Origin of the sequence: Paracoccus angustae (assembly GCF_042648745.1) — a bacterium.
Lineage (GTDB): Bacteria > Pseudomonadota > Alphaproteobacteria > Rhodobacterales > Rhodobacteraceae > Paracoccus > Paracoccus angustae.
On sequence record NZ_JBHRXY010000013.1, the window covers coordinates 70033 to 94024 of the forward strand.

The 23992-nt window shown below is 69.2% G+C and carries 25 protein-coding genes; 13 read left to right on the forward strand and 12 right to left on the reverse strand.

The genetic code is table 11. The features are described from left to right. Positions 1 to 8: 8 nt before the first annotated feature. Genes secF through ACFOM8_RS14705 form a run of 7 tightly spaced genes read left to right on the forward strand, consistent with a single transcriptional unit; the run spans position 9 to position 4058 of the window. Positions 9 to 989 carry a protein translocase subunit SecF gene (gene secF, locus ACFOM8_RS14675; RefSeq protein WP_377762586.1) on the forward strand — a complete coding sequence of 327 codons (981 nt, stop codon included), beginning with the start codon at positions 9 to 11 and terminating at the stop codon, positions 987 to 989. Continuing rightward, positions 989 to 1342 (forward strand): Mth938-like domain-containing protein, encoded by a 354-nt coding sequence (locus ACFOM8_RS14680; protein WP_377762587.1) that lies wholly within the window; start codon positions 989 to 991, stop codon positions 1340 to 1342. The genes secF and ACFOM8_RS14680 overlap by 1 nt, the downstream gene beginning before the upstream one ends. Further along, positions 1339 to 1965, forward strand: a complete 627-nt coding sequence (gene ccmA / locus ACFOM8_RS14685; protein ID WP_377762589.1) for a heme ABC exporter ATP-binding protein CcmA — start codon at positions 1339 to 1341, stop codon at positions 1963 to 1965. The genes ACFOM8_RS14680 and ccmA overlap by 4 nt, the downstream gene beginning before the upstream one ends. Further along, the gene (gene ccmB, locus ACFOM8_RS14690) at positions 1962 to 2618 is read left to right on the forward strand and encodes a heme exporter protein CcmB (protein ID WP_377762591.1); all 657 of its coding nucleotides are present in this window, start codon (positions 1962 to 1964) and stop codon (positions 2616 to 2618) included. Before ccmA ends, ccmB begins: the two co-directional genes overlap by 4 nt. A gap of 42 nt (positions 2619 to 2660) precedes the next feature. Beyond that, the gene (gene ccmC, locus ACFOM8_RS14695) at positions 2661 to 3386 is read left to right on the forward strand and encodes a heme ABC transporter permease CcmC (protein WP_377762593.1); all 726 of its coding nucleotides are present in this window, start codon (positions 2661 to 2663) and stop codon (positions 3384 to 3386) included. Continuing rightward, complete coding sequence (gene ccmD / locus ACFOM8_RS14700; protein WP_377762595.1) at positions 3383 to 3526, forward strand: heme exporter protein CcmD; 144 nt, start codon at positions 3383 to 3385, stop codon at positions 3524 to 3526. The genes ccmC and ccmD overlap by 4 nt, the downstream gene beginning before the upstream one ends. Further along, entirely contained in the window at positions 3519 to 4058 is a 540-nt protein-coding gene (locus tag ACFOM8_RS14705; RefSeq protein ID WP_377762597.1) for a DsbE family thiol:disulfide interchange protein, read from the forward strand. Before ccmD ends, ACFOM8_RS14705 begins: the two co-directional genes overlap by 8 nt. A gap of 31 nt (positions 4059 to 4089) precedes the next feature. Here ACFOM8_RS14705 and ACFOM8_RS14710 read toward each other — a convergent pair whose 3' ends face one another. From ACFOM8_RS14710 to ACFOM8_RS14735, 6 genes are all read right to left on the reverse strand, one after another. After that, entirely contained in the window at positions 4090 to 4434 is a 345-nt protein-coding gene (locus ACFOM8_RS14710) for a DUF2934 domain-containing protein (protein WP_377762599.1), read from the reverse strand. A 36-nt stretch (positions 4435 to 4470) separates the two neighbouring features. Further along, complete coding sequence (gene glgX, locus ACFOM8_RS14715) at positions 4471 to 6528, reverse strand: glycogen debranching protein GlgX (RefSeq protein WP_377762600.1); 2058 nt, start codon at positions 6526 to 6528, stop codon at positions 4471 to 4473. A gap of 13 nt (positions 6529 to 6541) precedes the next feature. Further along, a complete protein-coding gene (locus tag ACFOM8_RS14720; protein WP_377762602.1) occupies positions 6542 to 7675 on the reverse strand; it encodes a sugar phosphate nucleotidyltransferase in 1134 nt (377 codons plus the stop codon). 88 nt (positions 7676 to 7763) lie between these two features. Continuing rightward, a complete protein-coding gene (gene treY / locus ACFOM8_RS14725) occupies positions 7764 to 10010 on the reverse strand; it encodes a malto-oligosyltrehalose synthase (protein ID WP_377762604.1) in 2247 nt (748 codons plus the stop codon). Then, complete coding sequence (gene treZ, locus ACFOM8_RS14730) at positions 10007 to 11719, reverse strand: malto-oligosyltrehalose trehalohydrolase (protein WP_377762605.1); 1713 nt, start codon at positions 11717 to 11719, stop codon at positions 10007 to 10009. Before treZ ends, treY begins: the two co-directional genes overlap by 4 nt. Positions 11720 to 11735: 16 nt before the next feature. Next, complete coding sequence (locus ACFOM8_RS14735; RefSeq protein WP_377762607.1) at positions 11736 to 12593, reverse strand: SDR family oxidoreductase; 858 nt, start codon at positions 12591 to 12593, stop codon at positions 11736 to 11738. A gap of 197 nt (positions 12594 to 12790) precedes the next feature. On the opposite strand from ACFOM8_RS14735, the gene ACFOM8_RS14740 reads away from it, so the two are divergent. Beyond that, entirely contained in the window at positions 12791 to 13006 is a 216-nt protein-coding gene (locus ACFOM8_RS14740) for a hypothetical protein (protein ID WP_377762609.1), read from the forward strand. Positions 13007 to 13010: 4 nt separating this feature from the next. Next, positions 13011 to 13247, forward strand: a complete 237-nt coding sequence (locus ACFOM8_RS14745) for a hypothetical protein (RefSeq protein ID WP_377762610.1) — start codon at positions 13011 to 13013, stop codon at positions 13245 to 13247. Positions 13248 to 13511: 264 nt separating this feature from the next. Here ACFOM8_RS14745 and ACFOM8_RS14750 read toward each other — a convergent pair whose 3' ends face one another. Next, positions 13512 to 14153 (reverse strand): cysteine hydrolase family protein, encoded by a 642-nt coding sequence (locus tag ACFOM8_RS14750; RefSeq protein WP_377762612.1) that lies wholly within the window; start codon positions 14151 to 14153, stop codon positions 13512 to 13514. A gap of 142 nt (positions 14154 to 14295) precedes the next feature. Between ACFOM8_RS14750 and dinB the strand changes: the two genes are divergently transcribed. Together dinB and ACFOM8_RS14760 are read left to right on the forward strand one after the other, a co-directional pair. Further along, positions 14296 to 15420, forward strand: coding sequence for a DNA polymerase IV (gene dinB / locus ACFOM8_RS14755; RefSeq protein ID WP_377762614.1), 1125 nt, complete (start codon positions 14296 to 14298; stop codon positions 15418 to 15420). A gap of 152 nt (positions 15421 to 15572) precedes the next feature. Further along, a complete protein-coding gene (locus tag ACFOM8_RS14760; protein ID WP_377762616.1) occupies positions 15573 to 16073 on the forward strand; it encodes a YciE/YciF ferroxidase family protein in 501 nt (166 codons plus the stop codon). A gap of 266 nt (positions 16074 to 16339) precedes the next feature. Here ACFOM8_RS14760 and ACFOM8_RS14765 read toward each other — a convergent pair whose 3' ends face one another. From ACFOM8_RS14765 to ACFOM8_RS14780, 4 genes are read right to left on the reverse strand one after another with little or no spacing between them, the layout of a single operon-like run. Next, complete coding sequence (locus tag ACFOM8_RS14765; protein ID WP_377762618.1) at positions 16340 to 17389, reverse strand: glycosyltransferase family 4 protein; 1050 nt, start codon at positions 17387 to 17389, stop codon at positions 16340 to 16342. After that, entirely contained in the window at positions 17386 to 18933 is a 1548-nt protein-coding gene (locus ACFOM8_RS14770; RefSeq protein ID WP_377762620.1) for an ABC transporter permease, read from the reverse strand. Before ACFOM8_RS14770 ends, ACFOM8_RS14765 begins: the two co-directional genes overlap by 4 nt. Continuing rightward, a complete protein-coding gene (locus ACFOM8_RS14775) occupies positions 18930 to 19721 on the reverse strand; it encodes an ABC transporter ATP-binding protein (protein ID WP_377762622.1) in 792 nt (263 codons plus the stop codon). Before ACFOM8_RS14775 ends, ACFOM8_RS14770 begins: the two co-directional genes overlap by 4 nt. Beyond that, positions 19711 to 20661 carry an ABC transporter substrate-binding protein gene (locus ACFOM8_RS14780; RefSeq protein ID WP_377762639.1) on the reverse strand — a complete coding sequence of 317 codons (951 nt, stop codon included), beginning with the start codon at positions 20659 to 20661 and terminating at the stop codon, positions 19711 to 19713. Before ACFOM8_RS14780 ends, ACFOM8_RS14775 begins: the two co-directional genes overlap by 11 nt. Before the next feature lie 189 nt (positions 20662 to 20850). Between ACFOM8_RS14780 and ACFOM8_RS14785 the strand changes: the two genes are divergently transcribed. After that, positions 20851 to 21399 carry a cytochrome b gene (locus ACFOM8_RS14785; RefSeq protein WP_377762624.1) on the forward strand — a complete coding sequence of 183 codons (549 nt, stop codon included), beginning with the start codon at positions 20851 to 20853 and terminating at the stop codon, positions 21397 to 21399. On the opposite strand, the gene fni is transcribed toward ACFOM8_RS14785, so the two are convergent. After that, the gene (gene fni, locus ACFOM8_RS14790; RefSeq protein ID WP_377762626.1) at positions 21347 to 22453 is read right to left on the reverse strand and encodes a type 2 isopentenyl-diphosphate Delta-isomerase; all 1107 of its coding nucleotides are present in this window, start codon (positions 22451 to 22453) and stop codon (positions 21347 to 21349) included. The genes ACFOM8_RS14785 and fni overlap by 53 nt on opposite strands. Positions 22454 to 22522: 69 nt before the next feature. Here fni and ACFOM8_RS14795 point away from each other — a divergent pair, with 69 nt between their 5' ends. Further along, a complete protein-coding gene (locus ACFOM8_RS14795) occupies positions 22523 to 23482 on the forward strand; it encodes a polyprenyl synthetase family protein (RefSeq protein ID WP_377762628.1) in 960 nt (319 codons plus the stop codon). The last annotated feature ends 510 nt before the right edge of the window (positions 23483 to 23992 follow it).

Sequence of the window (23992 nt, forward strand, 5' to 3'; positions counted from 1 at the left end):
GGACCGACATGGCATTCCGTCTGAAACTCGTCCCCGACAACACCCGGATCGATTTCTTCCGCTGGCAGTGGCTGACCTTTGGCGCGTCAATGGCGGCCATGGCGCTGTCGCTGGTTCTGATCGCCACGATGGGCCTGAACTTCGGCATCGACTTCAAGGGCGGCACCACCATCCGCACCGAAAGTCCGACCGCCTTCGAGGTGGGCGATTACCGCGACGCCCTTGACGACCTGGGCTTCAGCGACCTGGCCATCACCGAGGTCTTCGACCCCAGCTTCGGCGCCGACCGCCACGTCGCCATGATCCGCATCGGCACCACGGACGACACCGCCTCTGTCGGTCCCGAGCAACTGAACCGGATTGAGTCCGCCTTGCGGCAGGTCGATCCGCAGATCACCTTTGCCTCGGTGGAATCCGTCGGTCCGAAAGTGTCCTCCGAACTGATCAAGTCGGCGATCTACGCGGTTGGCGCGGCTTGTCTTGGCATCATGGCCTATATCTGGCTGCGCTTCGAATGGCAGTTCGCCATCGGCTGCGTGGTGTCGCTGATCCACGACGTGCTGCTGACGGTGGGCCTGTTCGCGCTGTTCCAGCTGAAGTTCGACCTGACCACCATCGCGGCGCTGCTGACGACGCTGGGCTTTTCCTGCAACGACACGGTCGTTGTCTTCGACCGGCTGCGGGAAAACCTGATGAAGTACAAGACCCGCCCCCTGATCGAGCTGATGAACCTCACCACCAACGAAACCCTGTCGCGCACGGTGATGACCGCCGTGACGACCGGCATCGCGCTGACCGCCATGCTGATCTTCGGCGGCGACGTGATCCGCGACTTCGTGATCGCGATGCTGTTCGGGGTGATCGTCGGCTGCTATTCGACGATCTATGTCGCCAAGAACATCGTGCTGTGGCTGGGCGTGAAGCGCGACTGGTCCAAGAAGGATCCGAAGCTGGCCGCGTCGCCCTTTGAGAACGCGGAACGTCCCTGATGAAGCTGACGCCCACCCAGTTCGGCGGGGCGGCGGCCGTCGATGGCTATGGCCCCGGCTTTTTCCGCATCAGTGGACGGGTCGTCCACGGCGCGGTGCTGGTGACGGCGCAAGGCGGTGCCGCCTGGGCGGGCCTGGACGACCGTGCGCCGCTGCTGGCGCTGGCGGGCCAGGTGGATGTGCTATTCATCGGCATGGGGGCGGATGTCGCCCATGCCCCCGCCGATCTGGTCGCCGCCCTGCGCGATGCGGGGGTGGCGGTCGAATCCATGGCATCTCCGACGGCGGCGCGGACCTATAACGTCACGATCTCGGAAGGGCGGCGCGTCGCCTGCGCGCTTCTGCCCCTGTGAGCCTGCTTGCCGTTCACGACCTTGCCGTCGCGCGCGGCGGTCTGCGGACGGTCGAGGGGGTGTCCTTCGCGCTGGCCGCCGGACAGGCGCTGATCCTGCGCGGCCCGAACGGCATCGGCAAGACGACGCTGCTGCGCACGGTCGCGGGCTTGCAGCCCCCCGTGGCGGGACGCATCGACATGCCGGACGACGCGGTCGCCTATGCCGCCCATGCCGACGGTCTGAAGGGCGCGCTGAGCGTCGCCGAGAACCTGGTTTTCTGGGCCGAGGTCTTCGGCGGCGGCGATGTGGCAGGCGCGATGGAGGCCATGGACCTGACGGCGCTGGCCGACCGTCCCGCAGCGGCGCTGTCGGCGGGGCAGAAGCGCCGCCTGGGCCTGGCCCGCCTGCTGGTCGCGCGCCGTCCCCTGTGGGTGCTGGACGAGCCGACCGTGTCGCTGGACGCGGCATCGGTCGCGCGCTTTGCCGACATGGTGCGCGGGCATCTGTCGGGGGGAGGGGCGGCGCTGATCGCCACCCATATCGACCTGGAACTGGACGCGCGGGTGCTGGATCTGACGCCCTTCAAGGCCAGGCCCGCCCTTGCCGCGCGGCCTGCCGGCTTCAACGAGGCTTTCGCGTGATCGCCCTGCTGCGGCGCGACCTGCGGCTGGCCGTGCGCGCGGGCGGGGGCTTCGGCCTGGGCGTGGCCTTTTTCCTGATCCTTTGCGCGCTTGTTCCTTTCGGAGTCGGCCCGGACACCGCGGCGCTGCGGCCAGTCGCGGCGGGCATCCTGTGGCTGGGCGCGCTGCTGGCCTGCCTGCTGTCGCTGGACCGCATCTTCGCCCTGGACCACGAGGACGGCAGCCTGGACCTGCTGGCGACATCGCCGCTGCCGCTGGAAGGGGCGGTGGCGGTCAAGGCGCTGGCGCATTGGATCACCACCGGCCTGCCGCTGGTCGCCGCCGCGCCCTTGTTCGGGATCCTGCTGCACCTGCCGGGCGCGGCCATTCCCGCGCTGCTGGCCTCGCTGCTGCTGGGCACGCCGGCGCTGTCGATGCTGGGCGCCTTCGGCGCCGCCGTCACCGTCGGCCTGCGGCGCGGCGGGCTGCTGTTGTCGCTGCTGGTTCTGCCGCTTTACATCCCGACCCTGATCTTCGGGACCGAGATGATCCGGCGCGGGCAAGAGGCCGGGTACACGGGCACGCCGCTGCTGTTTCTGGCGGGCATCACGGCGGGGGTGCTGGCCGTGATACCTTTTGCCGCAGCCGCCGCGCTGCGGGTCAATCTGCGGTGAGGCGGGCTTGAGCCGCGCCCGAGCCGGCGCTAGGGAACGAACATGTCGATCTGGGAATACGCCAACCCCGTCAAGTTCATGCGCATGTCGGGCGCGATCCTGCCATGGACCGTGGCGGGGGCCGCCGTCTGCACCGTCGCGGGCCTGGTCTGGGGCTTCCTCACGCCCGAGGATTACCGGCAGGGATCGACGGTCAAGATCGTCTTCCTGCATGTGCCCGCCGCGATGATGGCCATCAACATCTGGGTGATGATGCTGGCGGCAAGCCTGATCTGGCTGATCCGCCGCCACCATGTCAGCGCGCTTGCCGCCAAGGCCGCCGCCCCCGTCGGCGCGGTGATGACGGTGATCGGGCTGATCACCGGCGCAGTCTGGGGCCAGCCGATGTGGGGCACCTGGTGGGAATGGGATCCGCGGCTGACCAGCTTCCTGATCCTGCTGCTGTTCTATATCGGCTACATGGCGCTGTGGTCCGCCGTCGAGGATCCCGACAGCGCCGCCGACCTGACCGCCGTGCTGTGCCTGGTGGGGTCGGTTTTCGCGCTGTTGTCGCGTTATGCCGTGCTTTTCTGGAACCAGGGCCTGCACCAGGGGGCCAGCCTGTCCGTCCAGTCAGGCGAACGGATGAGCGCGGTTTACCGGTATCCGCTTTACCTGACCATGCTGGGCTTCGGGCTGCTGTTCCTGTCGCTGCTGCTGGTCCGCACCCGCACCGAAATCCGCAGGCGCCGTCTGGCCGCGCTGCAAGCCAGAGAGATGCGCGCATGATCGAGCTTGGGAAATACGCGGGCGCCGTTCTGGGGGCCTATGGCGTCTCGCTGGCGCTGTTGGGCGGGCTGATCTGGCAAACGCTGGCGGCCAATGCCCGTGCCCGCCGCGCGTTGGAAAAGCAGGAAAGACATGGCTAGAATCTCGCCCCTCGTCGCGCTGCCGCCGTTGGCCTTCGCCGCCCTGGCGGGGATGTTCCTGTGGGGCATGGGGCGGGACGATCCGACCGGACTGCCTTCGGCCATGGTGGGCCGCGAAGCGCCCGCCGTTCCGCAAACGACGCTGCCCGGCAAGACGCAACTGACCGACGCGATGCTGCGCCAGCCGGGCGTCAAGCTGGTGAACTTCTGGGCCAGCTGGTGTCCGCCCTGCCGGGCCGAGCATCCGACGCTTGTGGAACTGGCCAAGCAGATGCCGGTTTACGGCATCGACCTGCGCGACACGGATGCGAACGCCCTATCGTTCCTTGAGCAAGATGGCGACCCTTTCGCGGCGATCGCGACCGATCCCAAGGGGCGAGGCGCCATCGACTGGGGCGTGACCGCCCCGCCCGAGACCTTTATCGTCGATGGCGAGGGCAGGATCCTTTACCGTTTCGCCGGGCCGCTGGTGCGCGAGGATTACGCGAACCGCTTCCTGCCCGAGCTTGAGAAAGCACGGGCAGCCGAATAGCGCGTCGGACCGGCGCCGGTGATCCGGGGCGTTACGGCCCGTCGTTCAGGTAAGGCGTCGATTCCGCCTGCGGCTCGGCCGTCTCGTCCGAGGCCTTGGCCGTCTTGCGGGTGCGCTTGGGCTTGGCCGGCTCGTCCGACGGCGACGAGGCCTTGGTCTTTCGGCCCGTGCCGGGCGCTTTGGCGGATCGGCCGGACCGGGCCGCGCGCGCTGGTTGGGACTCCGCGTCCCCGGCGGGCTGATCGTCGCCCGTCCGGTTCTTCAGTTCTTCCTCGGCGCGGTTCCAGTGTTCGGCATCGCGGCCCTCGGGGCGGCCCTCGCTTTCCCAGATCTCGTGGGCGCGCTGCCTGATCCGCTCCTGGTGGTCATGATCCATGGTTCTCTCCTCTGGTTTACGAATGCGGTGTCTCGATCAACGCACAAACGCCATAACGGTTTGCCACGGCACCGGCAGGGTGCCGCTGACGGGACGGTCCTGCGCGACCTCCTCCGCCGAGGTGTCGATGCGCAGCGTCCATTCGCCCTCGGGCAGGGCGAATTCGGCGTCCTCGCCCGCATTGACCACGATCACCACATTCGCGCCGCCAGGCAAGGCCTGCCGTAGCCCGAAGCACCGCAATTCTCCGTCCTGCCAGTCGCCTTCCTCCATCGCGCCGCCGCGCGGATGCAGCCATTCGATGACGGGGTGGCGGTCGTCCGCATCGGCGGGGGCGACGCCGAAGCGGGATTGGGACAGCGACACCTCCTGACGGAAGGCGGACAGCGCCTGAACGGCCGCCCGCACCTCGTCCCGCGCCTTGTCCCATTCCAGCCAGCTGATCGCGTTGTCCTGGCAATAGGCGTTGTTGTTGCCGTCCTGGGTGTTGCCGAAATCGTCGCCCGCAAGGATCATCGGCACGCCCTGGCTCAGCAGAACGGTTGCCAGCATGGCGCGGACGCGGCGGATGCGCGCCGCGATGATGCCCGGATCGTCGGTCGCGCCCTCGGCCCCCATGTTGTCGGACAGGTTGTGGTCGTGGCCGTCGCGGTTTTCCTCGCCGTTGGCGTCGTTGTGCTTGTCGTTGAAGCTGACCGTGTCCCACAGGGTGAAGCCGTCATGGGCCGCCACGAAGTTCACGGAGGAGGTCGCGGGCCGATGGCTGTGGTTGAACTGCACGGGCGACCCCGCCAGGCGTTCCGCCATGGCCGGCACCAGCCCCGGATCGCGGCGCCAGAAGGCGCGGGTGTCGTCGCGGAACTTGTCGTTCCATTCGCGGAAGGGCCAGCGATAGCCGCCCACCTGATAGCCGCCCTCGCCGATGTCCCAGGGCTCGGCGATCAGCTTGACGCCCGACAGCACCGGATCCTGGCGGATGGCGTTGAAGAACGACCCGTCGCGTTCGAACCCCTGCGGCTCGCGCCCCAGGGTCGAGGCCAGGTCGAAGCGGAAGCCGTCCACATGCATCGCCTCGACCCAGTAGCGCAACGAGTCCATGACCATGCGCAGCACCATCGGGTGGGCCACGTTCAGCGTGTTGCCGGTGCCGGTGGTGTCGAAGCCGTGCCGGGGGTTGTCGGGCGACAGCAGGTAATAGGACGCGTTGTCGATGCCGCGCAGCGACATGGTCTGGCCCAGCTCATTGCCTTCCGCCGTGTGGTTGTAGACCACGTCCAGGATCACCTCGATCCCGGCCTTGTGCAGCTTGCGGATCGCCTCCTTGACCTCGCGGATCTGGCCGGACTTGAGATAAGGGGCATGGGGGGCGAAGAAGGACAGGGTGGAATAGCCCCAATAATTAGACAGCCCCCGTTCCACCAGGAAGCGGTCATTGGCGAAGGCGTGGATCGGCAGCAGCTCGACCGCGGTGACGCCGATGCGCTGGAGATGCTCGATCACGGCATCGCTGCCAAGGCCGCGAAAGGTGCCGCGGTCGGCTTCGGGAACGCCCGGATGCATCTGGGTCAGGCCCTTGACATGGGCTTCGTAGATCACGGTGTTCTGCCAGGGCTTGCGGATCGCGCGGTCGGTGTCCCAGTCGAACTTGGCGTCCACCACCACCGCCTTGGGCATGAAAGGCGCGCTGTCGCGGGTGTCGAAGCTCAGGTCGTCCTCGCCCACCTGATAGCCGTGCAGCGCGTCGTCCCACCGGATCTGGCCGCGCAATTCGCGGGCATAAGGGTCCAGCAGCAGCTTGTTGGGATTGAAGCGGTGGCCTTGTTCGGGTTCGTAGGGACCGTGCACGCGATAGCCGTAAACCTGACCTGGACCGATGCCGGGCAGATAACCGAACCAGATCCCGCCCTCCATCTCGGGCAGCTCCAGGCGGTGCAGCTCGTGCTGGCCCGAATCGTCGAACAGGCAAAGCTCGACCCGGGTGGCGTGGTCCGAGAACAGGGCAAAGTTCGTGCCTTCGCCTAGGAATTCCGCGCCCAGGATGTCGGGGCGCATGACGCTTTGATCGAAGGAGGGTGTTTGCTTCATGTCGTTCATGGTCAATCCGGTTTCAGGCGACATCGCGCGGATGCAGGGCGACGCCCTGACGCGCAGGCAGGATAGCGGGAATGCGCAGGGCCTCGCGCCGGTTCAGCATGGCTTGCGTGATCAGCACCGTGCGCCCTTCGCGGCGGAACCAGCGGGCGTCCTCGTCGGGGTCTTCGCCCACGACCAGCCCATGCGGGACGCGGGTGCCGGGCGCGACGATGGCGCAGGTCAGCCGGGCCGAGGGCGGCACCGCCGCGCCCGGCATCATCACGCTGCCGCGCCCCAGATGCCATTCCGACGCGGGAGAAATGCGCGGCAGCCGGGCCGGCCTGGCTGTCACGAAATCCAGATGCGCCTGGCGCAGGGCGTCCAGCGTGCCCACGTCGCGCCAATAAGGCAGGCCAGTCGGACCGGCGGGCAGGCGATAGGCCATGGCCAGCCCCTGCGCGACGGCGGCGGGGATGATCTCGTGCCCGAAGTCGAGTGCTTCGATGTTGGAACCGAACAGCGCGTTCTTGAGCCAGGCCGCGTCGAACACATAGATGCCCATGGACACCATCGCCCGATCGGGTTCGCCCGGAATGGCTGGCGGGTCGGCGGGTTTTTCCAGAAATGACAGGATGCGCCCGCCGTCGCCGGTCTGCATCACGCCAAAGCCGCAGGCCTGGGTCCGGGGCACCACGTCCACCGCCACCGTGACGGCGGCCCCCGAGGCGCGATGCGCCGCGATCAGCCCGGCGTAATCCATGTCGTAGATGTGGTCCGCCGCCAGCACCAGCACCTGGTCGGATCCCCACTCTCCGACCTGCCGCCAGTTCTGGCGCACCGTGTCCGCGGTGCCCAGGTAACGGTCGCGCCCGTCGCGCAGCAGCATCCCGCCTTGCGGAAAATGCCCGCCCCAGCGGGCGGGCAGATGGTGGTTCAGCGTCGCGGGCGCGAATTGCGTGGCCACGAGCAGCCTGTCCAGACCCGACCGCACCACGTTCGCCATGGCGAAGTCCACGATCCGGTTGCGGCCCGCGAAGGGCACGGCGGGCTTGCTTTCGGCGGCGGTCAGGTCATGCAGCCGGGTGCCCTTGCCGCCCGCAAGCAGGATGGTGGCGACGCCGGGATCGGGGCGCGTCGGTCTGGACAACGAAGGCTGCTGGTCGGTCACCGGGACGATCCTTTTCGAGGGAGGTGCGGCCGGCCCGAGGCCGACACGTTCCAGCAACCAACGCAACGTCGGATTGTTCCTGATCCTTTCAAAAATTATCCAGAGTCCTGACCGGGTTGAGCGTCACCCGGACGTGACTGCCATCCGCAAAGGCACGCGCCAGATCCCCTCCGTCACGCGCCGGGGGCTTGGATGAAAACGCCATCGCAAGATGCCGGTCGCCAAGGCTGCGGACAAGCCGAAGGCCGCTTCCGTCCATGCGGACCTGCGCATCGGCGTCCTTCAGGAAATCGCCGTGGCTTCGGCGCAGCGACAAAAGCGCCCGCGTCCAATGCAGCTTGGCGTCGGGATCGGGCCGGGCCGACAGCGCGTCCCAATCCACGGGCAGGCGGTTGTCGGGATCGGTCAGCGCCAGAAGCCCGGCCTCGTCGCCGCGATAGATGTCGGGAAACCCCGGCATCAGCATCTGCAAGGCCAACTGCGCGAAGGCCAGCGCCTCGCCGCGGTCCAGCAGGGATTGCAGGGCGGGATCGGGCTTGCGCTGCCAGGCGTCCAGCAGGTCGCGGGCAAAGGCATGGGCCGCGGCCTCGGCCTGCTGGTCGGGATTGGACCAGAAGCTGGTCAGCTTGGCCTCGCGCATGGCCTTTTCGATGTGGCGGTTCAGCCGGTCCGCGCCGGCCTGCGCATCGCCGTTCCAGATCGCCAGGGCCGATTGGACGATGTACCAGCGCCAGCGCGGCTCCACCGCCGGGGCCGAGGGCAGGGCCCCCGCCGCGTCGTAAAGCGCCGCAAAGGCCCGGGGCAGGTGGCTGACCGCCACCAGCCGCATCCGGGAATCGCCCGACCGCTTGGTGTCGTGGGTGGAAACCAGCGTCATGTCCGACGCGCGGCGGCGGGCCAGAAAGGCATCGGCTTCCTCGGCCGTGACGACGGGTTCGTCGGGTTCGGCGCCGACCTCGTTCGCGGGCAGGTAACGCGTCCAGCGGAAGCCCGCCGTGTCCTCCTGCGCCTTGGCAAGCAGCGCGCCGGATACCTGCTGGAACCGGCGGACCAGCGCGCGGGCCTCGTCCGTCCGGGGGTCCAGCATCAGATCGACCAGCAGATCGACAACCGCGCGGCTGCGCAGCCCTTGCGCCGCGTCGTCGGCGATGGCGCGCAACAGCGCGCGGTCGGCGGGACGGGCGGTGTCGGTGACATAGCTGCGGTATCGCGGCATGGCGACCAGCAGCGCCGTGATCGCCTCGCGCAGCGATTCCGGTCCCGGCTCGGCCACCGGCGAGCCCTTGACGGCGGCGGCGGCCATGTCGCGCAACTGACGCCGTTCGGCGGCCAGTTCGTTGTCCAGCACGTCCAGCTTGGCCCGGCGAAGCTCGGCCCGGAAATCCGTGTCGATGCCGGTCGCCTTGCGCCAGGTGGCGTCCAGTTCCTCGATCCCCGCGGGATCGGTCAGCAGCCGGGCGATCAGGCGCGCGGCCTCGTATCCCGTGGTGCCCACCGTTTCCCATTCGGGGGGCAGGGTCTCGTCGCCCACCAGGATCTTTTCCACCCAGACGGGCGTGTCGGGCAGGGCCTCGTGCAGCCAGTCCAGATAGGTCTGCGGATCGGCCAGCCCGTCGATGTGATCGACCCGCAGGCCCTGAACCAGCCCCGAACGGACCAGATCGAAGATCAGGCCGTGCGTGTCCTCGAAGACCTGCCGGTCCTCGACCCGCATGCCGATCAGGCTTGTGACGTTGAAGAAGCGTCGATGGGTGATGCCGTCGCGTTCCTGGTCGTAATGCACCAGCCGCCAATGCTGCGCGTCGTGCAGGGCGCGCAGGTCGCCGGTTGCCGCGTCGGCGTCGGCCAGCGGCACGGACACGTCGCCGAAGCGCCAGAAGCCGTCGGATGTGCTGAAGGCGCCGTCCGACAGCATCTTCTCGAAGGGTTCCGGCAAAAAGGGCAGCACCAGCGGCCCCGCGGCCCAGTCGATGTCGAAGTGTCGGGCATAGGGGCTGCTTTGCCCCTGCTTCAGCACGTCCAGCAGCCAGGGATTTTCCAGCGTGAAGGCCGTGTGGTTCGGCACGATGTCCAGGATGATGCCCAGGCCCCGCGCCCGCGCGGCGCGGGCCAGCGCCTCGAACCCTTCGCGCCCGCCCAGGGCAGGGTCGATCCGCGTCGGGTCGATGATGTCGTAGCCATGCGTCGATCCCGTCGAAGCGGTGAAGATCGGCGACAGATACAGATGCGAGATCCCGAGGTCCGCAAGATACGGAAGCAGGTTGCGGACCCGCGCGAAGTCAACGCCTTCGCGAAGTTGAAGCCGATAGGTCGCGGTCGGAATGTCAGGGGTCATTTTGGCCTTGTGGTGACAGAAAGGGCAAAGGGATCAAGGCCGACACGGCCAACGGAGAAGGCTTCATCCTGCGGCGGTTTCAGATCCGGTTCAACCTGGCCCAGGCTCAGCCACAGGCGCAGCGCGCCGCCGTTGAAATGCCACGTCGCGGCCAGCGAGTCCGCGCCGATGCGCGCCACTTCGGCCGGGGCGCTGCGCCCGGATTTCAGCAGCGGCACCACGTGATCCGCGCGGAATGCCAGCGCCCGGCGCGTCAGGTCCAGCCAGCCGCGGGCCGCGTCGGTATCGGACCAGTCCAGCTTGGACTGCTGGAAGGTGTCGGGCGACAGGGGGTCGGGCACCTCGTCGCCCAGGCTGGCGATGCCCGCGAATTCCGCCGCGCGGCCCTTGCGCACGGCCTCGGCCAGGTCGCCGGCATAGTCGGCGAAGAACAGGAAGGGGGTAGTGGCGCCGCGTTCCTCGCCCATGAAGATCATCGGGATATAGGGCGCGACCAGCAGCAGGGCATAAGCCGCGCGCACCCCCCTGGGGTCGGCCAGCGACAGCAGCCGTTCGCCCTTGGCGCGGTTGCCCACCTGGTCGTGGGTCTGGACCGAGTTGACAAAGCCCGTGGGCGGCAGATGGCCGCAAGGCTCTCCTCGTGGGGTGTCCCGGCCGGGGCGGGGCTGGCCTTCCTCGATGTGGCCGCGCTGCAAGGCGAGGCACAGGTCGCCCACCGGATCATGCGAGAAGCTGGCGTAATAGCTGTCGGATTCCCCGGTCAGCCGGCAATGGACCGCGTGGTGGAAATCGTCGTTCCAGCTGGCGTCGTAGCCGTTCTCGCGCAGGAACGCCTCGTTCCGCTCGTCCTCGACGATCAGGTGAATGCGGCGCGCGGGGTCCACGGCGCGGACGCGCTGCGCAAATTCGCGCATGAAGTCATCCGCGCCGGGCCCGGTGATCTGGTGGACGGCATCCAGCCGCAGCCCGTCCATCCGGTATTCCCCGATCCAGTGTTCCGCGCACTGGATCCAGTATTCGCGCACGGCGGGTTGCGAAAAGTCGATGGCCGCGCCCCAGGGCGTGTGGCGGCTTTCGTCAAAGAACCGGGGCGCCGCGTGGTGCAGATAGGCGCCTTCGGGGCCGAAATGGTTCATCACCAGATCCAGGATGACCATCAGCCCCAGCGAATGGGCGTGATCCACAAACCGGTGCAGGTCTTCGGGGCTGCCATAGGCCGGGTGCAACGCATAGGGCAGCACGCCGTCATAGCCCCAGCCACGGTCGCCCGACCATTGGCCGATGGGCATGATCTCGATGGCGGTGATGCCAAGGCCGGCCAGATCCGCCAGCCTTTCGGCGGCCGCGGCCAGCGTGCCTTCGGGCGTGAAGGTGCCCAGATGCAATTCATAGATCACCGCCTCGGCCCAGTCCCGGCCCTGCCAGGGCTTCTGCCCGGCAGGGTCGGCGGGGCGCGTCACCACCGAGGGCGCATGCACGTCGCCCGCTTGCAGGCGCGAGGCCGGGTCGGGGATGTCCTGCCCGTCGATGCGGAACAGGTATTCGTTCCCCGCCCGCGCCGGGATCGTGACCGACCAGAAGCCGTCCGCCCGGCGCGCCATCGGATGATGCTGCCCGTCCAGGACCAATCCGACCTGCCCGGCGTCCGGTGCCCAGATCCGCGCCGTCCAGCCGTCCCCGGACCAGCGCCCGCCCCAGTGTCGCGTCATGTCCTCTCCACCCTTGTCAGATCATCGGCTTGCCGCCGGTCACGGCGATCGTCGCGCCCGAAACATAGCTGGACATCGGTTCGGCCAGCATCACATAGGCCGAAGCCAGCTCGACCGGCTGGGCGGGACGCTTCATGGGATAGTTCTCGCCGAACTTGGACACCTTCTCGGGCTCCATGCTGGCGGGGATCAGCGGGGTCCACACGGGGCCGGGGGCCACCACGTTGGCGCGGATGCCGCGTTCGGCCAGCATCTGCGCAAGGCCCATGGTGAAGTTCTGGATCGCGCCCTTGGTGGTCGCATAGGCCAGCAGGTTCGGACTGGGATCGTCGGCGTTGATGGACGCCGTGTTGATGATCGCGGACCCCGGCTTCATGTGCGGCACGGCGGCCTTGGTCAGGTAGAACATCGCGTGGATGTTGGTGGCAAAGGTGTATTGCCATTCCTCGTCGGGGATCTCCTCGATGGTGTGAAAGGTTTCCTGGTGGGCGGCGTTGTTGACCAGGATGTCGATGCGGCCGAACTTTTGCGCCGTCTCGGCGACGATCCTGCGGCAGTGCTCCGGGTCCGAGATGTCGCCCGCGAAGGTCAGGCATTCGCGCCCGGCGTCCCGGATCAGTTGCGCGGTGGATTGCGCGTCCTCGGTTTCGTCCAGATAGGACAGCGCCACGTCCGCCCCTTCGCGCGCATAGGCGATGGCGACCGCGCGGCCGATGCCGCTGTCGCCCCCGGTGATCAGGGCCTTCATCCCCTCCAGCCGGTTCGCGCCGCGCCAGCTTTCCTCGCCGTGGTCGGGCTTGGGATCCATCTTCTGGAAGCTGCCGGGCAGTTCCTGCTGCTGCCTGGGGAACGGTGGCTTGGGATAGTCGCGCATCTGCGGCCTCTTGATTTCTGGTGAATGGCCGCCCGGTCCGGCGGGCGGGATGCCCTTGCAGAACCGCCATCGCGGCAATGGGTTTCCACCTTGCTGTTTATCAGTCGGAAAAATTCCGCGGCCTGATCTGCGGACCGGCGGCGGGGAACAAGTCCCCGCGCGGCATCGTTTGACCCCGACAAGATCGGAGCAAGACCATGCGAAACTGCGACATCCTGATTGCGGGCGGCGCGCTGATGATGGTGGGGGGGCTGATCGGCAAGGCCCTGTCCAGCCGCGACGAGGAAAAAGATTACCGTTACGTCCGTCCTGCGGGACCGCGGGAAATGGCCGCGCCCCCGCGCCATTGGGACCGCGTGGACGAGACCCTGGACGAATCCTTTCCGGCCAGCGATCCCCCGGGCGGGTACTGAGACCATGGCGGACACGGCCGACGCCAGGCTGATCGCCTATGGCAAGCTGATCGAGGCGCTGCCCGGTCTTTTGAACGCGGAAGGCCGGGCGGCGCTGTGCGACTGGCTGGCGGAACGCCAGGTCATGCATGACGGCCAGGAAGACCCCGGCGCCGTCATTGTCGAGGGGCTGGAGGTCGAACTGGCCATCGCCCAGGTGTTCCGCGATCTGTCCGAACGCTTCGAGTGCCGGCAGCCCTAGGCGGCCGGCCGTTCGGCAAGACGGCCGTTCGTCAAGACAGCCGTTCGGCAAGGCGGCGGGTCGGCAAGGCGGCGGGGGGCGCCGTTCGCGCGCCCGAACGGGCGGGAAACGGGCGCCGTCCCGGACAGCCCCTTCCCCATGCCCGTCCCAAGAAGTGCTTAGACCTTCTTCACCCGACCGTTCACGCATCCGGGTCACGGCGCGGCGAAACCGGCGGCCCGCGCCGGACCGGGCTTCGGCACATGCGCGAAAACCGGTCGTTCCCTATGCCGGGGCCGTCAGCAGCTTGTCCGTCTCGATGATCTCGATCTGCCGGCCGAAACGGTAGGCATAAACTTCCATCGTGGCGTCATGGGTCTCGTCGGTCGATGAGCACAGCGCGTCCGACACGAGAATGACGCGATAGCCCAGATCCACCGCCCCGATCACCGCGGCCAGCAGGCAGACATCCGTTTCGCCCCCGGTCATGACCAAGGTGTCGATGCCGTCCTCTTGCAGCATCCGGTGCAGCCGGCCGTCCATCCAGGGCGAATAGACCGGCTTGTCGAAGATCCGCGCGGCGGGCAGGTGCAGCTCAAGCTCGGGCAGCAGCCGCAGCCAGTCCGGGTCGATGGACTGGCGCAGCATCTGCGGCCATTTCTCGTAATAGCGGCGCCAGGTGCCGGGGGCGTCGTCCAGCGTCTCGGGCGGAATGAAGCGGGTGAAGACCGTTTGCGCGGGCCAGCGCTCGACCACCTGGCAGACCTGCGGCAGAACCCGGCGCAGCCATTCCACCGCCCAGGGCGAACCCTTGTCGAACATGCGCTGCATGTCGATGCACAGGTGAACCGTCCGCTCGCCCGGGGGGCCGTAGATCAGCCCCTTGTCGATCTTGCCGCCCTTGCCCGGCTGTGTCCCAAACGTCATGCCCGTGTTTCCTTTGCCGTTTCGGGGGAAACTTCTGGCATTGCGGCTGGTTGCAGGCGCCGGGCGATGTTCCGTCTTTGTTTCCGAACCGCGGTCGGATAGGATGGATCCCGCTGGCCGATGGCAGGATGGAAGGCCCGACATGGCGGAACCCGAGAACCACGAGGATCGCGCCGAAGAACCGGCCCTGCGCAAGATCATCCATGTGGACATGGACGCCTTTTATGCGTCCGTCGAACAGCGCGACAATCCCGACCTGCGCGGCAAGCCCGTGGCGGTCGGCGGATCGGCCGCACGCGGCGTGGTGGCCGCCGCCAGCTACGAGGCGCGGGCCTTCGGCGTCCGCTCGGCCATGCCCTCGGTCACGGCGCGCCGCCGCTGCCCCGACCTGATCTTCGTCCGCCCCCGGTTCGAGGTGTACCGCGCCGTGTCCGCCCGCATCCGAGAGGTCTTTGCCGAACACACCGACCTGATCGAGCCCTTGTCGCTGGACGAGGCCTATCTGGACGTGACCCGGAACAAGCAGGACATTCCGGTCGCCACCACCATCGCGCTGATGATCCGCGACCGGATCCGGCAGGTGACGGGGCTGAACGCGTCCGCCGGGATTTCCTACAACAAGTTCCTGGCGAAGCTGGCAAGCGACCTGAACAAGCCCAACGGCCAGGCGGTCATCACCCCGGCGCGCGGCCCGGAATTCGTGGCCGCGCTGCCGGTCAAGAAGTTCCACGGCATCGGCCCCGCCACGGCGGCCAAGATGGAACGGCTGGGCATCGTCACCGGCGCCGATCTGCGCGCCCGGTCCCCGGACTTCCTGCGCCATCATTTCGGCAAGGCGGGGGCGTGGTATCACCGCATCTCTCGGGGCATCGACCATCGCCCGGTCGAGCCGCACAGGATCCGCAAGTCGGTGGGAGCCGAGGACACCTTTGCCGCCGACATCCACGGGTTCGACGACGCGCGGCGCGAGATCGCGTTTCTGGCCGGCAAGGTGTGGGGGCATTGCGAAGGCAAGCGGCTGACGGGCCGCACGGTGACGGTGAAGGTGAAATACGCCGATTTCCAGCAGATCACCCGCAGCAGGACGCTGCCCGGCCCGGTCCGAAACGCCCGCGATCTGGAGGCGGTGGCCGTTCAGTTGCTGCACCCGCTGTTTCCCGTCGGCAAGGGCGTGCGCCTGCTGGGCGTCACCCTGTCCTCGCTGGAGACCGGGGCCGGTGCCGAACCCGAGGCGCGCCAGCTGTCCCTGAGCCTGCCCGGCTTGTGACGATGCCGTGGTTCCGGTGATGACAGGTTCCCCTGATTGATAAATGTCATCGCGTTGCCTGGCCAAGGGAACGGACCCGCCCGCGAATGGTTGGAAGGGCGTCCCGCGCCGCGACCCGATGCGGCGCACCGAAAGACACGAGGAGCTTATCCATGGCCGACAAGACGCTGGACACGCTGTTTCACGAAACGCTGAAGGACATCTACTACGCCGAGCGCAAGATCCTCCAATCGCTGCGCAAGATGGCCCGCGCCGCTCAGAGCGAGGATCTGAAGGCCGCCTTCAAGATGCACGAGGAGGAAACCCAGGGCCAGGTCGAGCGCCTGTCCCAGGTCTTCGAGCTGATCGGCAAGCGCCCGCGCGGCAAGACCTGCGACGCCATCGAAGGCATCATCTCCGAAGCCGAGGACATCGCCGAGGAGTTCAAGGGCAGCCCGGCGCTGGACGCGGGCCTTCTGGCCGCCGCCCAGGCGGTCGAGCATTACGAGATCACCCGCTACGGCACGCTGAAGGCCTGGGCGCAGCAACTGGGCATGGACGAGGCCGTTTCGCTGCTGGACCAGACCCTGCAAGAGGAGTCGGCCACGGACGAGAAGCTGACGAGCCTGGCCGAGGCCGTCATCAACGCCGCCGCCGAACGGGCGGCGGCCTGAACCGGCAAGGCCCGCGCACCGGCGCGGGCCTTTTTCCCCGCGCCGAGGCCGCAGGACCGACCTTCAGCAACCATCCAGTGCGGTTGAACGGGCGTCCATGACCGGGCGGGCAAGGAAATCCATGCGTTTCACCGGCCCGGGTGTGGCGGCGTCAGGAAGATCAATGGGTCCGGCGCCTGTCCTTGGTCCTATTCTCCGCTGAAAACAGGGCCACGGGAAAAGGGCCAGGCACGATCGGCGCCACGAAACCGCGGGCGCCGGTCCCGTCAGGGCCGCGCCCTGGCCAGAACCGCGCTGACCACGGCGGCCGTGTGATCCCATCCCGGCAGGGCGCGTCCCGCATCCATGGCGGCATCGGCCAGGGCGCGGCGCAGCGCGCCATCCTCCACCACCCTGCGCAGCGCGGCGGCAAATCCTTCGGGATCGTCGGGCGGCACCAGAAGGCCCGCGGCGGGGGGAACGGTGTCGGGAACCGCGCCCGTGGCGCAGCTGACGACCGGCAGGCCGCGCACCATGGCCTCGTCGAAGACAAGGCCGTGGCCTTCATATCGGGTCGCCAGCGCGAAAACGGCGGCCTGCGAATACAACCGTTCCAGCGCGCCGGGGGCGACCTGCCCGGCCAGCGCGATGCGCGGTGCGGCGGGGCTTGCCGCCACCTGGCGCGTCAGGGCGTCGGCATGAACGGCGTCCCAGGAATTGCCGGCGATCACCGCCTGCCAATCCAGATCCATGAGGCGCGACAGCGCGTCGATCAGGATGTCGTGGCCCTTGCGGGGATGCAGGATGCCCACGGACAGGATCAGCGGGGGCGACGCCGGCGCGACGGGCAGGCGGGGACGGTCCACCCCGGGGCGGGCGACGGTGATGCGGGCGGGCGCGACGTCGTAACGCTCGATCAGGATGCGCCGGGTGTGCGGGCTTGGCACCAGGACATGCCGGACCAGCCGCAGATTGTCGCGCTCGGTGCGGAACAGATGGTCGCGCCGGGCCGGGTCCAGCCCGCTTTCGCTGGCCAGTGGATGATGGACCATCGCCACCACCGGCGCGCGGACCCGGGCCAGGCCCGCGGTGTCGATCGCCCCGAAGACAAGGCCGTCCAGGATCAGCGGCCGGTCGGGGGGCAGGGCGGCCAGCGCCCCGACCGCCGCCGTCATGTCGCGGGCCGAGGGGTCGGGAAAGCTGGCGGGCAGTTGCAGGTGGGCCATGTCGTGGCCGATCCGGCGCAGCCCCTCCAGCAGGCGGCGTTCGTAGAGATAGCCGCCGGTCAGGGTGGCGATGTCGCCGGGAATGGCGAAGGCGGCGGGGCAGGGGGTCATCGGTCCACCTGCTCGGGCGCGAAGACGCGCAGCACGCGCCGTTCGACAAAGGCGACGGCGGCGTAGCACAAGACCGAGGCTCCCGTGACCAGCGCCACCGTCAGCCACAGCATCGTATAGTCCGACAGCGATGCCGACAGCGTCATCAGGTTGCCAAGCCCGCGCCCGGTCGCCAGCCACTCGGCCACGGTGACGGCCAGAATGGCGGCGGGCACGCCCATCCGGGCGGATGCGAAAAAGGCGGGCAGCATCGCGGGGATGCGGACATGGACCAGCTGCGCCAGCCGTCCGGCGGCATAGCCGCGCAGGATGTCGAGGATCTGGCCGGGCGCCTGGCGCAGGCCGTGCTGGCAGGCGACAAAGGTCGGAAAGAACACCATCAGCGCCACCAGCGCGATGGTGCCCGCGGCGCCACGGCCCAGCAGCAGCACGACCAGCGGCGCGGTGGCGACGATGGGCACCGACCGCAGCGCGACGGCAAGCGGCGTCACCAGCCCCGACAGCACCGGGACCAGCGACAGCATGACCGCGATCCCCGCGCCAAGCGCCAGCCCCGCCAGATAGCCGGGCAAGGCAAGAACCGCCGTCTGGCCCGCCGCCTCCAACAGCGCCTGCCGGGCGGCGGCGGCCTCGGGGGCGACGGTCAGCGCCGCCAGCAGGTCGGGCGGGCGCTTGGCGAAGAACGGGTTCAGTCCGAAGGCCCAGGCCCCGCCCCACCACAGGATCAGCACCGCCGCCGTCAGCGTCAGGGCGCCGCCCAGGCGGCGGGCCGCCGATCCCCGGGACAAGCGCGGCGGCGCCAGGATCACGGGCGGGCGTTCCAGAAGGAAGCGGCGGCCAAGCGCGCCGATGCCAAGATAGGCGACGATCGACACGGCTGCCGCGACGGTGGCCACGGCCCACAAGGCGGGCACGTTCAGGTCGCGGGTAAAGCGGATGGTCAGCACGCCCAGGCCGCGCTCGGCCCCTGTGAACTCGCCCACCATGGCGCCCAGGAAGGCGGCCGGGGCCGCGATCTGCAACCCCGCCAGAAGATAGGGCAGGCAAGCCCGGGCGCGGACATGGATCAGCGCGGCCAGCCGTCCCCGGCCGTAAAGCGCCACCAGGTTGAACCAGGCCGCGGGCGCGGCCCGCATCCCCGCCAGCAGCGGAACCAGCGTCGTATAGTAGACGGCCAGCGCCGCCAGCACGATCTGCGGGCCGTCGCCCGGGCCCATCATCACCCGCAGGATCGGGCCGGTGGCGACCAGCGGCAGGCAGAAGACCACCAGCGCAAGCCCGCTCAGCAGGTTCAGCGCGCGCGGCCACAGCATCGCCGCGGCGGCGATCCCGACGGCGGCCAGGTTTCCGGCCAGAAAGCCCCAGGCGGCATTCGCCAGCGTGGCGGACAGCGCGCGCCCGACCAGCCCCGGGTTGTCCGCAAGCCAGCCCCCCACCGCGCCCGGCCCGGCCAGCAGGAACCGCCCCGCCGCCGCGGCTGCCGCCAGCTGCCACAAGGCCAGAAACAGCACCGGCGGTCCCGCCCGGCGGGCAAGCGCGGTCATTGCGCGGCCAGCGCCGGGCTGTCGGCCACGCCTTGCGCCAGCGCCGCCAGCGCCTGCGCGGCGATGCGCCGGAAGGCTGCGGTGTCGGCGACCTGCGGCAGGCGGGGGTGGAGCAGGGGCACGGCCAGGTCCGCCACCACGCGCGCGGGGCGGGGCGACAGCACGACGATGCGGTCGGACAGCAGCACGGCCTCGTCCACGGAATGGGTGACCAGAAGCGTGGTCGTGCCGAGCGGATGCCACAACGGCGGCAGGTCGCGGGCCAGCTGGCGGCGGGTCAGCTCGTCCACCGCGCCGAAGGGTTCGTCCAGCAGCAGCACCTGCGGCCGGGTCGCCAGGGCGCGTGCGATGGCGGCGCGCTGGCGCATTCCGCCCGACAATGCGGCGGGGCGGGTTTCCTGGAAACCTTCAAGCCCGACCAGCCCGATCAGTTCGTCCACCAGCCGGGGATCGGCGGGCCGGCGCGCGAGCTTGCGGGCCAGCGCGATGTTCCGGCGCAGCGTCAGCCAGGGCAGCAGCGAGGGGTCTTGGAAGGCCATCGCGATCGCGCCGCGCGCGGCCTGGCGGGCGGGCGGCAGCCCGCCGATCAGCACCTCGCCCGCCGAGGGCCGGTCCAGCCCGGCGATCAGGCGCAGCAGCGTCGATTTCCCGCAGCCCGACGGCCCGATCAGCGCCGTTGTGCGGCCCGGCGCAAAGGTCAGATCCAGGGGATCAAGCGTGGCGACGCCATTGTCATGGATCCTGGTCAGGCCCGCGCAGGTGATCGGAACGGGCGGTCTATCCGGCATGGATTTCGTCAAGGATGGATCGGTCCCACAGGTCGGGCGTGACCGTCCGGCCCAGCAGGGCAAGGGTGCGGATGTTCGCCTCGATCCCTTCGTCGGTCCACCAGCCGAAGCCATGCGCATCCGTCAGGGGCGAAAACATCAGCGGCACCTGCCGTTCGGCTTGCAGCCGCTGCACCGCCGGATCCAGCCCGGCATCGGGAAACATCGCAACCGTCAGGTCCGCCGCCGCATCCGTGTCGGCGCGATAGGCGTTCCAGCCCCGGACCTCGCCCGCCATCAGCGCGACCAGATCCTTGCGGCGGCGGGACAGGCTGTCGGTGGTGGCGACATAGGTCTGCGAATGCAGCGCATAGCCGTGATCGGCCATCAGCATCGTTCGCGCCGCGATCCCCTGGATCGCCATGGCGACGGGCAGGTCGGTTTCCCAGCACAGCAGGCCGTCGACCTCGCCCGCGATCAGGGGTTGGGCGGAATACTGGGTGGGCACGATACGGACCGCGTTGACATCGACATCGTTCAGGCGGCACAGGGCTTGCAGCACGGGCGTGTTCGCCACCGCCATGCCGATGCGCTTGCCCGGCAGATCGGCCGGCGTGCCGATCGGGTTGCCGGGCAGCGAGGCGATCACGAACGGGTTCTTCTGCATCGCCACGCCGATGATCCTGAAGGGCGCCCCCTGCGCCACCGCCGCGGCGGCATAATCGGCGGCCGAGATCCCGACCAGCGCGTTGCCCGCGACCACCGGCGGCTCAACCGGGGCGTTCGGGCCGCCTTGCAGCAGCGACACCTCCAGCCCCGCGTCCCGCCACCAGCCGTTGCGCAGCGCAAGATAGCTGCCCGCGAACTGGACCGAATGCAGCCAGGACAGTTGCAGTCCGACAGGGGTCTGCGCCCATGCGGCGGGGGCGCGGCAGGCGGCAAGGCCCGCCAGCCCGGCCATGACGCCGCGCCGGGTGATCGGAAGACCCGCCGCCCGGGCGGGGGGCGGCGCAAGCGGCCTGGCGGAGATCGGAGAACGGTCGCGCATGAGTGAAGCCTAGGCCAGCCGCAAGACGCGTCAAGACGGGATTTTGCGCCCCTGTTCAAAACCTTGCGCGTCCGCTAGCATCGCCGGGGGGGATTTCGCGCGATGCCAGACCGCCTGCAAGGTTACCGACCGACCGCCCGATGGCTGCATTGGATCGTGGCCGCCGCCGTTCTGGCGATGATTCCCGCAGGGCTGGTGATGGTGCAGGAAGGGCTGCCGAGGCCCGTGCAGGACGCGCTGTTCGTCCTGCACAAGAACCTCGGCGCGCTGCTGATCCCGGTGATCCTGGTGCGGGTGATCTATCGCCTGACGCATCGCCCGCCGCCCTTGCCGGACAGCATCCCGCGATGGCAGCGGCGCGCGGCGGCGCTGTCGCACGGAATGCTGTATGGCCTGCTGGTGGTGATGCCGGTCAGCGGCTTTGTCCGGGTCCGCGCCGGCGGCTATCCGGTCGAGCTTTTGGACAGGCTGGGTTTCGGCCCCTGGATCGGCAGGTCCGAGCGTCTTGCGGACGCGGCCTCGGCCCTGCATCAGGCCGCCGCCTTTCTGCTGATCGCGGTGCTGGCGGTGCATGCGGGGGCCGCCCTGCAACACGCGCTTATCCGGCGGGACGGGGTGTGGTCGCGGATGTGGCCGCCGGGTCGCGGCTGACCAGGGCCGCGCGCCGCAAGGCGGCCAGATCCGCGCTGCCGGTGCAGAAGCAGGCGGTGCGAAGCTGTTTCAGAACCACGTCCAGCTGGCGTTCCAGCGCCTCGGGCCCTCCCAGGGCCGAGGTCAGCACCGCCCCGGCCAGCGACACCAGATCCGCGCCCAGCCGGATCGCCCGGGCCGCGTCCAGGCCCGTGACGATCCCCCCCGAGCCGATGATCGTGGCCTGCGGCGCGGTCCGGCGGGCGGCGCGGATCGCGTCGGCCGTGGGGATGCCCCAGCCGGCAAAGCAGGCGGCGACCTGGGCCGAGGCGCGGTCGGGCGCGCGCGCCGCCTCGACCCGCGCCCAGTCGGTGCCGCCCGCGCCCGCCACGTCGAAGATCGTCACGCCCTCGTCGGCCAGCCGGCCGACAACGGTGCCGGACAGGCCCGCGCCGACCTCTTTCACCACCACGGGCACCGGCAGGCCGCGCGCCAAGGCGCCGATCTTGGCGGTCAGGCCGCGCCAGTCGCGGTCGCCCTCGGCCTGGACGGCCTCTTGGAGGGGGTTCAGGTGCAGGATCAGGGCATTGGCGCCGATGGCCTCGACGGCGCGCAGGGCCTGGTCGCGTCCAAAGCCCCGGTTCAGCTGCGCCGCGCCGAAATTGGCCAGGATGGGAATGTCGGGGGCGAGGCTGCGCAGGCTGCGGTCCAGCCCGGCCGCCGCGCCCCCCTCGATCATCACGCGCTGCGAGCCGACCGCCAGGGGCAGGCGCAACCCCTGGCAGACCTGCGCCAGCGTGCGGTTGATCGCGCCCGCGCGGCTCGGGCCGCCGGTCATCGACCCGATCATCACCGGCGCGCCGATCCGGTGTCCCAGAAATTCGGTGGACAAATCGACGTCATGCCATGAAACTTCGGGCAGGGCGACGTGTTCGAATGCGACCGACTCTAGCCCGGTCGTCACCGTCGCGCCTGCCTGCCCGGCAAGCACGACATCCAGATGCTGTTCCTTGCGAGAGGTGAGTGTGAGATCGGAAGTGTCGTCTTTCCCAAGTGACGGATCGGGGTGGGTCATCTGCGGCAGCCCTCGTCGTTTCGCGTTGTCCCTGTCGGGCCGCAACGCCAGCCCTGAAGGACCAGTCTCATGCACCAACAGGCAATAGACAAGGTGAACGCCGCATCCCGCCATCCAGATGCCCAGGCAGGCTTCGTGCGCCAGCTTGACCTGCGCATCGCGCGCCACCTGTCGCAGTTGTCCCCCGCCCCCGCCCGGCTGGCCGAGGCGGCGCGCGACGCGATGTCCAGCGGCAAGCGGCTGCGGCCCTATCTGCTGCATCTGGTGGCAGGCGACGCCGCCGACAGCGATGCCGTGCTGGACATGGCCGTGGCGCTGGAGATGGTCCATACCGCCTCCCTGATCGTGGACGACCTGCCGGCCATGGACAACGCCCTGCTGCGCCGGGGCAGGCCCACGACCCATGCCCGCTTTGGCGAGGCGACGGCGATCCTGACGGCCATAGGGCTGCTGAACCATGCGATCTCGATCGCCAACGGGCTGGAGGGGATGGACGACCGCCAGCGCGGCGCCCTGGTCGCGATCCTGTCGGGCGTGATGGGCTGGCAGGGGCTGGTCGCGGGGCAGGAATTGGACCTGAACGGCTTTTCCGACGCCGACGACGGGGGCGACGCGCTTGGCCGGATCACCCGCATCAATGCGCTGAAGACCGGCGCGTTGCTTTGCGCCGCGGTCGAGGCCGGGGCGATCCTGGGCGGGCGCGAGGACGACAAGCGCAGCCTGCTGCGCCGCTTCGGCGAGGATCTGGGACAGGCCTTCCAGATCGCCGACGACCTGATCGACATGCTGTCCGACAGCGCCGCGACGGGCAAGGATTGCCGCCAGGATGCCGGCAAGGAAACCTATCTGGCGGTTTACGGCGCCGACGAGGCGCTGCGCCGCTGCCGCGCCCTGCTGGCAAGCGCCGACGAGGCGCTGGTGGGCGCGGGCCTGACCCCCGATCCCTTCCGCAGCATGATCGACGCGATCTTCACCCCCATGCTGGACCGCGTGCCGCAGGCGGCGCCCAAGGCCGGGGCCGCGCGATGACCTGACGGGGCGGCGCCCGCCATTCAGGCCGCATCCCTGCGGACGCACGAACACGTGATGAACGCGGTGGGACCGCGGCTGGCGCCCATCGCGTCGCGGATCCCATGACGGCGGGTTCGGGCTGAAACATCCTTCGCGGCTGTCCTCGCCGCGCCATGCGCCGCGCTTTTCCGGTGGGGACAAGCTAGCGGGCTGCGGCCTGACCAAGGGCGGGATGACGCCTTGCGGCCTTTCGTGCCTCATTGTCCCGGCGGGCAGGGCGCCAACGCCGCCCCGCCCCGGCATCCCGCGCAGGGGATGCCTGAAGCGTCTGTCCCGGGCGCATCGGCGGCGCGATGCGACAAACGGCAAGAGCGGCTGCGTCAGCTTCGGCTTTCTTCAGGCCCCGCCGGTTCCGGGGCCGGGCAGGCAGCCGGACCGGAACAAGGCTGCCCTAGAGCACGTTGCGCCATTCCCGATTCAGGATACCCCTGTGGCTTGATCTGTGATTCCCTGCCTGCATGACAGATG